The organism is Paraplanobispora takensis, assembly GCF_016863195.1.
In the GTDB taxonomy this organism is placed as follows: domain Bacteria; phylum Actinomycetota; class Actinomycetes; order Streptosporangiales; family Streptosporangiaceae; genus Planobispora; species Planobispora takensis.
Genome location: NZ_BOOK01000014.1, coordinates 116168 through 128805 on the forward strand (window position 1 = coordinate 116168; position 12638 = coordinate 128805).

General features: G+C 74.4%; 10 protein-coding genes. 6 read left to right on the forward strand and 4 right to left on the reverse strand.

The features are described from left to right. Positions 1-135: 135 nt before the first annotated feature. Both Pta02_RS10840 and Pta02_RS10845 read right to left on the reverse strand, forming a co-directional pair. Positions 136-1485, reverse strand: a complete 1350-nt coding sequence (locus Pta02_RS10840) for a TolB family protein (protein ID WP_203874604.1) — start codon at positions 1483-1485, stop codon at positions 136-138. A gap of 158 nt (positions 1486-1643) precedes the next feature. Then, on the reverse strand, positions 1644-2624 hold the full coding sequence (locus Pta02_RS10845; protein ID WP_239130102.1) for an NADP-dependent oxidoreductase: 981 nt from the start codon (positions 2622-2624) through the stop codon (positions 1644-1646). Positions 2625-2743: 119 nt separating this feature from the next. On the opposite strand from Pta02_RS10845, the gene Pta02_RS10850 reads away from it, so the two are divergent. From Pta02_RS10850 to Pta02_RS10865, 4 genes are all read left to right on the forward strand, one after another. Beyond that, positions 2744-3103: a winged helix-turn-helix transcriptional regulator gene (locus Pta02_RS10850; RefSeq protein WP_203874605.1), complete on the forward strand. Its 360-nt coding sequence runs from the start codon at positions 2744-2746 to the stop codon at positions 3101-3103. A 78-nt stretch (positions 3104-3181) separates the two neighbouring features. After that, positions 3182-4111, forward strand: a complete 930-nt coding sequence (locus tag Pta02_RS10855; RefSeq protein WP_203874606.1) for a Ppx/GppA family phosphatase — start codon at positions 3182-3184, stop codon at positions 4109-4111. A gap of 76 nt (positions 4112-4187) precedes the next feature. Continuing rightward, positions 4188-4994 (forward strand): DUF1206 domain-containing protein, encoded by an 807-nt coding sequence (locus tag Pta02_RS10860; RefSeq protein ID WP_239130104.1) that lies wholly within the window; start codon positions 4188-4190, stop codon positions 4992-4994. 200 nt (positions 4995-5194) lie between these two features. Beyond that, on the forward strand, positions 5195-5650 hold the full coding sequence (locus Pta02_RS10865; RefSeq protein ID WP_203874608.1) for an ATP-binding protein: 456 nt from the start codon (positions 5195-5197) through the stop codon (positions 5648-5650). On the opposite strand, the gene Pta02_RS10870 is transcribed toward Pta02_RS10865, so the two are convergent. Together Pta02_RS10870 and Pta02_RS10875 are read right to left on the reverse strand one after the other, a co-directional pair. Beyond that, on the reverse strand, positions 5643-6926 hold the full coding sequence (locus tag Pta02_RS10870) for a M20/M25/M40 family metallo-hydrolase (protein WP_203874609.1): 1284 nt from the start codon (positions 6924-6926) through the stop codon (positions 5643-5645). The two genes, Pta02_RS10865 and Pta02_RS10870, sit on opposite strands and share 8 nt — an antisense overlap. Before the next feature lie 104 nt (positions 6927-7030). Continuing rightward, on the reverse strand, positions 7031-7564 hold the full coding sequence (locus Pta02_RS10875) for a PASTA domain-containing protein (RefSeq protein WP_203874610.1): 534 nt from the start codon (positions 7562-7564) through the stop codon (positions 7031-7033). A 382-nt stretch (positions 7565-7946) separates the two neighbouring features. Between Pta02_RS10875 and Pta02_RS10880 the strand changes: the two genes are divergently transcribed. Continuing rightward, complete coding sequence (locus Pta02_RS10880) at positions 7947-9338, forward strand: SWIM zinc finger family protein (RefSeq protein WP_203874611.1); 1392 nt, start codon at positions 7947-7949, stop codon at positions 9336-9338. Next, on the forward strand, positions 9335-12622 hold the full coding sequence (locus tag Pta02_RS10885) for a hypothetical protein (RefSeq protein ID WP_203874612.1): 3288 nt from the start codon (positions 9335-9337) through the stop codon (positions 12620-12622). Before Pta02_RS10880 ends, Pta02_RS10885 begins: the two co-directional genes overlap by 4 nt. Positions 12623-12638 lie beyond the last annotated feature (16 nt).

Consider the following 12638-nt stretch of genomic DNA (forward strand, 5'->3'; position numbering starts at 1 on the left):
ATTCGGCGGTGCCCGGTGTCTACCAGAATGCGACTGGGCGCATCCAGCCGACACGCGGGGGTCCCGGTACGGCGGGCCGTACCGGGACCGTCGGCGGGGCGGCGGCCGCGGGCGACGGCCGCGGCGCCGGGGAGGTCACCGCAGGACGCGCAGGAAGACGTCGTTGACCAGGTTGCCGTCGCCCGGCACCAGGTTGCCGGCCTCGGAGGCGAAGGCGACCGTCCGGCCGTCGGCGCTGAGGGCGGCCTCGTCGCTGAGGTCGTCCGAGGCGGCCCCGGTGGAGGTGACGCTGGCCAGGGTGTTCTGGAAGCCCTCGGCCTGGTTGAGGTCGGCGACGAAGACGTCCTGGGTCCCGCCGTTGGCGTCGCCGCCGAACACCAGGTTGGTGGCGTTGCTGCGGAAGGCGACGAAGCGGCCGTCGGCGCTGATGGACGGGCCGCGGCTGCTGCCGTTGCCGGGGACGTTGGACAGGCCGCTGACCACGTTGACCGTGGTGCGCCTGGTCAGGTCGTGGCGGAAGACGTCGTCCCTGCCGTTGGTGTCCCCGCCCTCGAGGTTGGCCGCGCGGGACTCGAAGGCGACGAAGCGGCCGTCGGCGCTGATCACCGGGTTGACGCTGAAGTTGTCGCCCTGGGCGCCGGAGGAGGAGACGCTCGCGCGGACGGTGCCGCCGGACAGCGTGCGGACGAAGACGTCCGTGGCTCCCGCCGTGTCCCCGGAGACCAGGTTGGACGCGGCCGACTGGAAGGCGATCTTGACCGCGGTCCCGGCCCGGGTGACCGAGGGGCCGGTGCTGGCGCCGTTGGCCTGGGCGTCGTCGTCGGCGAGGCTGACCCGCGTGGTCAGCCCGAGGTCGCGGTCGTGCAGGAACACGTCCCGCACACCGTTGGTGTCCCCGTTGACCAGGGACGAGGCCTCCGACTCGAAGACGACGTAGCGGCCGTCGGGGCTGATCGCCGGGTTGGCGCTGATCCCGTTGCCCTGGGTGCCGTTGGTGGCCACGCTCACCCGCTTGGTGGTGCGGGTCACGGTGTCGTGGACGAAGACGTCGGGGGCGTTGTTGGTGTCGCCGCCGACCAGGTCGGCGGCGAAGGACTGGAAGGCGACGAAGCGCCCGTCGCCGGAGACCGCCGGGTTGGAGCTGTTCGGGCCGGCCTGCGCCCCGCCGGTGCGGACGCTGACGAGGGTGGTCGTGCCCGCCGTGCGGTCGCGCAGGTACACCTGCCGCCCGGCGGTGGAGCCGAGGTTGTCGCTGATGGAGTCGAAGGCGACGAAGCGGCCGTCGGTGCTGACCGAGGGCAGGTCGCTGACGGAGTCGCCCGGCTGCCCGGCGCCGCTGAGGCTGATCTGCTCCGTCGCGGGCGCGGCGGCCGAGGCCGAGCCGGCCCAGGCGGCGCCGATCACCAGCTGGGCGGTCACGAGCCCGGCCGCGGCGGCGCCGAGGAGGCGCCGTCCCGATCGGCCGTTCCTGAAACGCGCGTTCATGTCGTTCCCCTTGGATGTGAAGATCCCGGCCTGGCTCTCAGGCCGGGATTCCTCACGATGCGGGGGCCCGCTGTCACGGCGCTGTCGCCGGGCTGTCGTCGTGCTGCCACAGGCCCGGCCGAGGTCCCGCGGGTCCGCGCGGGGTCGCCGCGCCGACGTCAGCCCGCGGCCGTGCCCGGCTCGCCGACCCGGAGCACCAGCTTGCCCCGGGTGCGGCCGGTCGCCAGGCGCTCGTGCGCCTCGGCCGCCCGCTCCAGCGGGAGCACCTCCTCGACCCCGACCTCGACGTGGCCCTCGTCGATCAGGCGGGCGATGCGGGCCAGCGCCGGGCCGTCCGGCTCGACCAGGAAGGCGCTCGCCCGCAGGCCGCGCTTCTCGGCCTGCCGCAGCAGGTCGGGGGAGACGCCGGAGGGGATCGCCAGCAGCAGGCCGCCGGGGACGAGGACGTCCAGGGAACGGGTGCTGGTGGAGTCGTGCCCGTCGCCGACGAGGTCGACGACCACGTCCACCTCGCCCACCTCCTTCTCGAAGGGGCCCGCGGTGTAGTCGATCAGCTCGTCCGCGCCCAGGCCGCGCAGCCACTCGTGCTTGCCCTCCCGGGCGGTGCCGATCACGTGCGCGCCGAGGTGCTTGGCGAACTGGACCGCGAAGTGCCCCACCCCTCCGGCCGCGGCGTGCACGAGCACCCGCTGCCCCGGCCGTACGTCCGCGGCGTCCACCAGGGCCTGCCAGGCGGTCAGCGCGGCCAGGGGTACGGCGGCCGCCTCGTCGTGGCCGACGGAACGCGGCTTGAGGGCGAACTGCCGGGAGGGCGCGGTCACATACTCGGCGAAGCCCCCGGCCCGGCGGGGGAACCACGGCATGCCGTACACCTCGTCCCCGGGACGCAGGGTGTGCACGCCGAAACCGATCTCCTCCACCACTCCGGAGACGTCCCAGCCCAGGACGAACGGGGGCTCACCCAGCACCCCGGCCATCCCGCCGCCCTCGCGGGTCTTGACGTCGACCGGGTTGATCCCGGCCGACACCACGCGGACCAGGACCTCCGTGGGAAGCGGTTCGGGCCGCGGCAGCCGTACGGAACGCAGAACCTCCGGACCGCCGAAGGCATCCTGGCTGATCGCGCGCATGAGTGTCATCAGTCGTCTCCTTGCCGTTGGTGATGGCGACGGCAGGGACGCTATCGTCAGGGGCCTAGTAACCATCAAGGGCACCTACTTTCTTTTGGAAAGCATGGAGCTCCGGAGGGGGAGTCGTCATGCCCACCACCTGTCTCACCGGCCGGCACGACAAGCACGACGTCTACGCCGAGCAGTGCCCCTGCCGCGGCGTGCTCGACCTGCTGGCCAACAAGTGGACCGCGCTGGCGATCGGGGCGCTGGAGGACGGGCCGCAGCGCTTCGGCGCGCTGCAGCGTCGCCTGGAGGGCGTCAGTCCCAAGGTGCTGACCCAGACGCTGCGCCGCCTGGAGGAGGCCGGTTTCGTGGACCGCACGGTCTATCCCGCCGTCCCCCTGCACGTGGAGTACGCCCTGACGGAGCTGGGCGCCGGCGTCGCCGAGCCGTTGCGCGGGCTGCGGTCGTGGGTGGAACGGCACCTGGACGAACTCCTGGGGTGAGCGGTGCCGTATGTGCGCCTGCGCGGGAAAGGGGCGGCTGTGGACGGACGAGGTCGCGGACAGTAGTAACTTCGACACATGCGACTGGGCGTTCTCGATATCGGTTCCAACACCGTGCACCTGTTGATCATGGACGCCCATCGGGGAGGCCGGCCGCTGCCCGCCTACTCCCACAAGGTGGAACTGCGGCTGGCCGAGCACATGGAGGACGGCGAGCGGCTGTCCGCGCTGGGGGCCGCACGGCTGCGCGAATGCGTCGAGGAGGCCCTGCGGATCGGTGAGGACAAGGGGATCGAGGACCTCATGGCCTTCGCCACCTCGGCGGTGCGGGAGGCCGTCAACGGCGAGGAGGTGCTCGCCGGCATCAAGGCCGACACGCGGGTGGACATCCAGGTCCTGTCCGGGCAGGACGAGGCGACGCTGACGTTCCTGGCCGTGCGGCGGTGGTTCGGCTGGTCGTCGGGGCGGCTGCTGGTGCTCGACATCGGCGGCGGCTCGCTGGAGATCGCCTCGGGCATCGACGAGCAGCCCGACGTGGCGGTCTCGCTCCCGCTGGGCGCCGGCCGGTTGACCCGCGGCTGGTTCACCGCCGACCCGCCGCCCGCCGAGGAGGTGCGGGCGCTGCGCAGGCACGTGCGGGCGGAGATCGCGCGCTCGGTGGGCGACGTCGCCCGGTACGGCCAGGCCGACCACGCCGTGGCCACCTCCAAGACGTTCAAGCAGCTGGCCAGGATCGCCGGGGCCGCGCCGTCGGGTGAGGGGAACGGCGTCCGCCGGACGCTCAAGCACGCCGACCTCACCGAGTGGGCCGGGCGGCTGGCCGAGATGGACGCCGGGCAGCGTGCGCAGCTGCCCGGCGTCTCCGAGGGACGGGTCCGGCAGCTGCCCGCCGGGGCGATCGTCGCCGACGCCACGATGGACCTGTTCGGCGTCGAGGAGCTGGAGGTGTGCCCCTGGGCGCTGCGCGAGGGGATCATCCTGCGCCACCTCGACTCGCTCCCCGGCTGATCGCGCCCGGCGGCACACGCTCCCACGTGCGCCGTGTTTACCGTTCTTTGAATGGGTTAGGCGCCCTACCATGAACATGGCTCAGATGGAAGGGGCCGCCCACCGGGCGGCGAACAGCCGGACGCTGGACAGACTGGCCCGTCTGGGCATGGCCTGCCGCGGCATCCTCTACGGACTGATCGGTTTCCTGGCGCTGCAGATCGCCTTCTTCGGCGGCAGCGGCGGCAAGGAGGCCGACAAGACAGGCGCGCTGGAGATAGTCCGGGAGCAGTCCTTCGGCACGGTGCTGCTCTGGCTGATGGTCGTGGGCTTCGTGGCCCTGACCCTCTGGCAGCTCTCCGAGGCGCTCATCGGACGCGGCCGGACCAAGGACAGGCTGGAGTCGGCCGGGCGCACGGCGGTCTACGCGCTGATCGTGGCCACGCTGCTCAGCCTGCTGCTGCGCGGCGACGCCGGAGGCTCCACCGACGAGCAGTCCAAGGACCTGACCGCCAAGCTGATGGACCTGCCCGCCGGGCAGTTCCTCGTGGGCCTGATCGGGCTCGGCCTGATCGCGCTGGGCGCGTACTGGGCGCACAAGGGCTGGAAGAAGCGCTTCCTGAAGGACCTGCGGACCGGGGAGATGCCCGCCAAGGCGCGCGAGCTCGCCGAGAAGCTGGGCATGGCCGGCTATCTCGCCCGCGGCGTGATCGCCGTGGCGGCCGGGATCTTCGTCATCCAGGCGGCGGTCACCTACGACCCGGACCAGGCCAAGGGCATCGACTCGACGCTCCGCTCGCTGGCCGAGACCCCCGTGGGTCCGTGGCTGCTGGGGATCGTCGCGATCGGCCTGCTGCTGTTCGCGGTCTACTGCTTCTTCGAGGCCCGCTGGCACCGGGTCTGACCGATCACCGGCACCGGATGCGACAGACCGGTGTGACACAGGAAACCGCACGTGACGGCAGGTGTGGACACGCAGGCGCGGGCGCGCCGGGCAAGTCCCACCTGCCTGTCCGTTAAGTGATCCGATTCGTACTTTTTCGAGACATCGCGCTTCCCGAGCGCCGCGTCTTCCAGAGGCGCTGACAGCATCGGGAGGGCCGTATGAACGACTCGCCGGAGTACGACAGTACCGAATGGGCTCTCCGTCTGGAGGGCTCCCCCGACCAGGTGGTGCAGGCCCGCCGCCTGGTCTCGGCGACCCTGGGACGCGACCATCCCTTTCACGACGACTGCGTCCTGCTCACCAGCGAGGTCACCACGAACGCGGTGCTCCACTCCCGGTCGGGCGACGGCGGGGCGTTCGTCCTCGCGGTGTCCTGCTCACCCTGGGGCGTACGGGTGAGCGTGCGCGACGAGGGCTCCGCGCGGCCGCCCCTGCTGGGCCGCGCCGCGGCGGAGTCGACCGGCGGCCGAGGCCTCCCCCTGCTGGAGGCGCTGGCCCACCGGTGGGGCGTGGTCAGGGAGGCGGGGACCAGCGAGGTCTGGTTCGAGCTCGTGCCGCAGCCGGTCGCGGTGCCGGTGGGCCGGCTCACCGGCGCCGGCGCCGGCGTCAGGTGACCCCGGGGGACGGGGAGGCGAGCAGCCGGTCCAGCACCCGCACGCCGAACTCCAGGCCCGTCACCGGCACCCGCTCGTCGACGCCGTGGAACATCCCGAGATAGTCCAGGCCGGGATCGAGCAGCAGCGGGGCGAAGCCGTACCCCGCGATGCCGATGCGGGCGAAGGCCTTGGCGTCGGTGCCGCCCGACATCACGTACGGCACCGGCCGCGCGGCCGGGTCCTCGGCCCGCAGCGCCGAGCACATCCGCTCGAAGAACGGCGCCTCCATCGGCGCGGAGGGGCCGTCCTCCAGGTTGACGAACTCGCGTGTCACCCCCGGGCCGAGGAGCCGGTCGATCGTCTCCAGGAACTCCTCGCGCAGTCCCGGCAGGAACCGCCCGTCCACGTGGGCGACGGCGGAGCCGGGGATCACGTTGACCTTGTACCCGGCCTGGATCATCGTCGGGTTGGCCGAGTTGCGGATCTGCGCCCTGAACAGGGTGCCGACCCGGCCGAGCCGCTCGGCCTCCTCCTCCAGGCGGTCCCGGTCGATCCGCTCGCCCAGGATCTCCTCCAGCGAGTCGATCAGCGCGGAGACGGCGGGCGTCAGCCGTACCGGCCAGCGGTGGGAGGCGATCCGGGACACGGCGTGGCACAGCTCGGCGACCGCGTTGCGCACCGGCGGGCGGGAGCCGTGGCCGGCGACCCCGCGGGCGGTCAGGCGCATCCAGGCGGTGCCCCGCTCGCCCACCGCGACGGGATAGACCCGGGCGTCCTGCGCCTGGACGCTGTATCCGCCCGACTCGCTGATCGCCTCGGTGCAGCCGTCGAACAGCTCGCGGTGCCGGGTGGCCGCGTAGCGCGAGCCGTACTCCCCGGTGGCCTCCTCATCGGCGAGGAAGGCCAGCACCAGGTCGCGTTCCGGGCGCACGCCGCGCCGCGCCCAGTCGCGCACCAGGGCGAGCGTCATGGACAGGGTGCCCTTCATGTCCACCGCGCCGCGGCCCCACACGCAGCCGTCGACGACCTCACCGGAGAACGGGTGGATGCGCCAGTCGGCGGGCTCGGCGGGGACCACGTCGAGATGACCGTGGATCAGCAGGGCCTCGGGCGAGTCACCCGGGATCCTGGCGACCACGTTCGTGCGGTGCGGGGCCGACTCGAAGACGACCGGCTCGGCGCCCGCCTCGGACAGCAGCCCGGCGACGTACTCGGCCGCGGGCCGCTCGCCGGCTCCGGGGTTGGTGGTGTCGAACCTGATCAGGTCCGAGCAGATCTGCGCGACCTCACTCATGGGGGGAAACTCCTGGAAACGATCGGTGCCCTGTTGCCCTGTGCCTGTTGTCCCGGGCCTGTTGCCTCTGTGCCCGCGGCGAGCGGCAGCGCCGCACCCCCTCCTCAGAAGTCGGGAACCTGGATCATCCGCAGCGTGATCTGCTGCCCGCTCCCGGCGGTCATACCCGGACCGGGGGTCTGGTCCACCACCCGCCACCGGGACGGGTCGGTCACCTCACCGCCGAGGATCGAGGTCAGGACGACGCCGGAGAACCCGAGCGACTGGAGCCGAGTCCTGGCGGTCTGCCCGTCCACGCCCCGCACGTCGGGGACCTGGATCTGCCCGTTGACGCCGGAGGGCGGGGCCGTGGTGCCGGGCACCCACTCGGGCTTGTCCGAAACGGTGACGCCGGGCGTGGCGGGAGCGGGGGTCCCGGTGGAGGGGGCGGTGTCGTCGGGCGGCAGGGTGAAGACCGACGGCGGGCCGGGGGAGGTCAGGCCGGAATCGGAGGATCCGCCGGACAACAGGAGGATCAGCGCCGCCACGGCGCCGCCCGCGGCGGCCAGCCAGGCGATCACGGCCACCGGGCCCGCCTTCGGGAGGTGCCCGGCGGAGTCGGAGGCGGCGGAGGGACCGGGCGGCAGGGGGCGCGGCACCGGCGGCAAGGGCGCGTACGCCGGGGGAAGCGGGCCGTGCGGCCCCGGCGCGGGCCGGGAGGGGGGACGCGGCGCGGGCGGCGGGAGGGGGAGCGTCGCCGTGGGAGGCGGCGTCCGCGGCGGGGCCGGAAGCGGGCGGTGTGGTGCGGGTGAGGGACGCGGCGCGGGCGGCGGAGGATCGGGAAGGGAACGATCGTGCAGGTGGCCGGGCTGAGGACGAGTCAATGCCGGATGCCCCACTCTCTGTTCGAATGCCGCCATTCGTGACCTTACGCGTGTCCCGCGCGGACGTCGGGCCCCCGGGCCGTATCGGTTCCGTCACGGCCGTTCCGGCGGTGGCGCGAATTCGGTTTTGTCGGTGAACGGCTCTACTGTCCGCGGCATGACGAACGCGGTACAGGCGTACTCCTACGCCGGACCCTCCACCCTCGCGCAGGGCCACCTGGGACTGTCGACCTCCGGCGGCAGGACGGCCACGGGGTTCCTCGACCACCCCCGTTTCTTCAGCGGGCTGCTCACCCAGGCCGCGCCCGCCGCGGCGGGGCTGCTCGCGGTGGCCGACGTGGCGCTGGCCCGCTATCACCGGCCGCAGCCCGGCTTCACCCGCGACCCCGTGGTGACCTGCGGCGGCGACCGGCTCCGCTTCGAGTCCTTCTCCGCCTGCGGCGGCGTCTACGCCCGCCTCGACGTGCTCGGTCCCGCCCTCGACGGCGAGGTCTTCGACCGGGGCACCACCAACGTGGACGTCAACAACCCGCTGCGCGAGGCGCTGGCCAGGGTCGGCGGCCGGGACCCGCTGCACGTGGGCGTCGGCCCCGACGAGCTGACCGTGACCACCGCCGACGGCGCGGTCGTGGAGAAGAAGGTGCCGCTGCCCGGCCGGTGGCTGCGCGGTTTCGCCGAGGTGCAGGTGATCGCCTCCGGCTTCGACCTGCGCGCCGAGCTGCCCGGCCCGCAGGCCGTACGATTCCTGCGCGGCCTGCCCAAGCGGGCCTCGGCCGAGGTGTGGGCGGTGCCGGCCGGGCGGGAGCTGCGGGTGACGGACCGGGCCGGGGCGGGCGGGGTCCACCTGGCCGGGGTCGGGCGGCTGGCGACGATGACGCGGCTGCTGCGCTTCGCCAAGGCCCTGCGGGTGTACGGCCCCGCCGACGGCTCGGGCGCCGGCGCCTGGGAGCTGGAGCTGCCCGGCATGCGCTACACCCTGGCCCTGTCCCCGCAGGCCTGGCGCGGTTTCTCCGGCGAGGGCGCGGTCCTGGACGACCTGTCCCGCGAGGAGACCGCCGACGACGCCGACCTGATCGGCGTCCTGCTCAACTTCGAGCCCACCCTGGAGCTCGGCGTGCTCGCCGGGCGCTCCGGCCTGTCCGTCGAGCGGGTCCGCGCCGCCCTGACCCAGCTCGGCACCGCCGGCCGGGTCGGCTACGACCTGGCCGAGGCCGCCCACTTCCACCGCGAGCTGCCCTACGACCGCACCCACGTCGCGGCGCTCAACCCCCGCCTCACCTCCGCCCGCAAGCTCGTCGAGGCCGGAGCCGTCCGGCTGAGCGGCGCGGACTCCGCGGAGGTCACCACGGACGGCGGCGTGCGCCGGGTCCGGATGGAGGAGGGCTCGTGCACCTGCGAGTGGTGGTACGACCACCGGGGCTCGCGCGGCCCCTGCAAGCACGTGCTCGCCGCCCGCATCGCCGCCCGTGAGATCCCCGGTGCGAGCGGACCGGGTGGGCGTGCCGCGGACGCGGCGGTGGCGGGCACGCGGCCGGCGGGGGCCTCGTGAGCGTGTGGGAGGAGGTCCGCGCGCTCATCGACGCGGGCGACGCGGACAAGGTCGCGGCCCGGGTCGCGGAGCTGGACCGGGCGGAGCGGCGCGAGGTGGCCCGCGAGCTGCCCGGCCACATCGCCGCGGCGCGTGAGGCGGCCCACCGGGCCACGGCGGAGAAGGAGCAGCGGCTGCTCGTCGAGCGCGTCCAGGCGATGGAGATGGGGCAGGAGGAGTTCGACCGGTACGCCGCCGAGCGCGGGCTCCTCCGGGAGGACCGCCGCCTCTGGGCGGGTAACCTGCACCACGACTGGCTGCACGGCGCGGGCCCCGGCACACGCTCCGCCGAGCGCGACGCCTGGATCGACCCGATGCGCGCCGCCGGCGCGGGCACGATCGAGAGCGTGACGGCGGTGATCTCCTGGCTCAACCGGCGCGACTTCGACCGCTGGGGCTCTCCGGCCGACGCCGTCGGGCCGGTGGCCCGGGCCGTCGCGGCGCGCCCGGCCGAGTGGCGGGCCGATCTGGCGGTACGGCTGGCGCTGAAGGTCAGGGGCGTCCGCGGGGACGTGAACTGGTACGGCGACCCGGTCGACCGGCATCTGCCGCCGGCGCTGGAGCTGTTCCGGCAGCTCGGGACGGCGCCGCCCGAGCACGACCCGCTGGTGGTGGGCTGGGTGACGATGACGCCGGATGCGGATCGGCTGCGCGAGGACCCGCTCCTGGACGTGCTGGTGCCCAGGATCTTCCAGGCGGAGGGGACAGGCCGGGCGCTGCGGGAGGAGCGGGCCGACCCGCTCGCGCCGGACTCCTGGCTGGGGGTGCTGCACGCGCTGGCGGCCGAGGGCCGCATCTCCAGGCAGATGCTGCTGAGCGGCTGCGCAGGCCGGTTCCTGCGCGGCGGGGACGCCGCCGACCTGCGCTTCTTCGCCCGCCTGCACGAGCTGCTGGAGCCGTCGGCGGCCGAGGCGGCCGCGCGGGCGCGGGACTACCTGCGGCTGCTGCCGGTGGCGCCGGGGCCGGTGGCGGAGCTGGCGCTCAGGCACCTGCGCCGCCTGGACGCGGATCCGGCGGGGACGGCCGCCGGAGCGGCCCCGGCGGTCGGAGGGGCCTCGGGCAGGACGGAGACGGTCGATGCCGCCGAGGGGTCCGGGGCCCTGGAACCGCTGGATGCGGCCGAGGTGGTCGAGGCGCTGGAGGGGCTGCTGTTCCGGGCCGAGGGCGGTCTGGTGCGGGACGGTCTCGCCTGGCTGGAGGAACGGCTGAAGGCGGATCCGGAGCGGGCCGACGGGCTGGTCCCGGCGCTGGCCCCGGCCCTGGGACACCAGGCGCGCGCCGTACAGGAACGGGCCGTGCGCCTGGCGGTCAGGCACGCCGCCGCCTTCACCCCGCCCGGCGCCCGGACGCTGCGGGAGGCGACCGGGCAGCTCCCGCCCGATCTGCACAACCGGATGGCGGCGGCCTTCGGCGGAGAGCTCCGGCAGGAGCCCGAACCCGAACCGGAGCCCGAGGAGGTCCTCCAACCCCGGGCGATCCCCACACTGAGCCCTCCCGTCGCCTTCCTCGCGACGCCGGAGAGACCCGAGGAGGTGGCCGCCCTGTACGGCGCGCAGGGCTGGATCGCCGCCGAGCGCTTCCTCGCGGGGTTCGTGCGCTGCGCCGTACGGGATGCCGAAGGGCTGCGCGAGGCACTGGCGGAGACCCGCAGGCGCGGGATGCACCGGTCCCCGCAGCTGTGGTCCGCCGCGCTCGTGAGTGGGTTCCTCAAGCTCGGCGCGGACCGCGTGCCCGAGCCGGCCGCTCATTCCGGAGATCTCCCGCTCGCCCGGGTCGTCCGCACTGAAGAACCGGCCGCGCAGATCGTTCTCACCGGCGAGCCTTCGGCCGCGCAGAGCACGCCCGCCGGCGAATTCCCGGCCGGGCCGGTGACTGTTCCTCCGGGGGCCCTGCGGAGAGGCGCCCATGCGGCGTGGCAGGTCCTCGGGCCGGGCCACCTCATCCGCCGCCGCCAGGAGGAGATCCTCGCCGCCCTGCGGGACGGCGCGCTCCCGCCGCTGCTGCTGGCCACCCCCACCCTCACCACCGGCCACCTGGACCCGGCCGAGCTGGTCGCCCGCCTCGAACGCCTGGAGGAGGCGGGGGCAGAACCGCTCCTCGCGGACCTGACGCAGGCACTGCTCCGGCTGCCCAGGACCGCCGACCCCGGCGCGGCGGCGCGGGCCGCAGGGCTGACCTCGGCGGCCGGTCGCGAGGCCGCCCGCAGGCTGGCCGGCATGGGACTGCCCGATCCGGAGGTGGCCGTCCGGTGGTTCTGCTCACCCGAGGCGCAGGACGAGCAGTGGAGACAGCAGGAGAACCCGGCCGGGCACTGGCTCGACGAGCGAGAACCGGACGGGCCCCTCACCCCCCGGCAGGTCATGGCGGTGGTCACGATCACCCCTTCGGGGAACGACGCGACGACCGGCCCGGCGGAGGTCACTTCGGCCGATGACGCGGTGACCGGCTCGCCGGAGGCTTCTCCGGCGGACGGCGCGGAGATCGGTCCACCGGAGGCTTCTCCGGCGGACGGCACGGTGACCGCTTCGGCCGGCACCGCCTCCCCGGAGCGGCGGGCCGGTGACGACGGTCCCGGCGGTGACCGGCTGGCGGCTGCCGTCGCCGAGCTGGTCGCCACCCTGGTGGCCTCGCCCGTCACCGGCCCGGGGCCCGGTCCCGCCAAGGAGGATCTGGACTGGTGGCCGAGCGTCATGCCGTCCCACCGCGAGGTGGTCGCCGCCCACATGCTCCCGTTCCGGCGCTGGGACGACCGGGGCGACGGGTTCGCCCAGCAGCGACTCCCGAACCTCGCCCTCCTCCAGGGCCCGACCGGCCAGGCGACCGCCCTGCTCCTGGCCGAACGGCTCGTCATGGGCCTGTCCACCCACCCGAGCCGGGCCCTGCTGCACCTGGCGGCCACCGGAGCCCTGCCCGCCGCGGACCTCGGCGCGGACCTCGGCCGGCGGCTCCGCCGATTCTGGATCACCCTCGGCGCCGTGCGGTCCATCCTGAACGACGCCGTACGGCAGGGCGCCGTCCGGGATGCCTGGACGATGACCGCCGCGATCCTGCCCGCGGCCCTCCCCGCCCCCGGCGAGCGGCCCCGCAAGGCCCTGCTGGAGTTCTTCGTCTTCGCCCGCAAACTCGCCGGCTGGGCCGGAGCCCGGGGAGAGATCCCCGAGATCACGGCGGTCGCCGCCCGCCGGGGCGGCAACCCGTTCCTGCAGGAGTGCCGCTGTCTCCACGGCCTCCTCACCCGTCCCTGACCGGCCGCGGACGTCC

Excerpts from the sequence above, each read along its gene's own strand:
- Pta02_RS10840 (WP_203874604.1), bottom strand. The coding sequence starts at position 1,485 with ATGAACGCGCGTTTCAGGAACGGCCGATCGGGACGGCGCCTCCTCGGC.
- Pta02_RS10845 (WP_239130102.1), bottom strand. The coding sequence starts at position 2,624 with ATGACACTCATGCGCGCGATCAGCCAGGATGCCTTCGGCGGTCCGGAG.
- Pta02_RS10850 (WP_203874605.1), top strand. The coding sequence starts at position 2,744 with ATGCCCACCACCTGTCTCACCGGCCGGCACGACAAGCACGACGTCTAC.
- Pta02_RS10855 (WP_203874606.1), top strand. The coding sequence starts at position 3,182 with ATGCGACTGGGCGTTCTCGATATCGGTTCCAACACCGTGCACCTGTTG.
- Pta02_RS10860 (WP_239130104.1), top strand. The coding sequence starts at position 4,188 with ATGGCTCAGATGGAAGGGGCCGCCCACCGGGCGGCGAACAGCCGGACG.
- Pta02_RS10865 (WP_203874608.1), top strand. The coding sequence starts at position 5,195 with ATGAACGACTCGCCGGAGTACGACAGTACCGAATGGGCTCTCCGTCTG.
- Pta02_RS10870 (WP_203874609.1), bottom strand. The coding sequence starts at position 6,926 with ATGAGTGAGGTCGCGCAGATCTGCTCGGACCTGATCAGGTTCGACACC.
- Pta02_RS10880 (WP_203874611.1), top strand. The coding sequence starts at position 7,947 with ATGACGAACGCGGTACAGGCGTACTCCTACGCCGGACCCTCCACCCTC.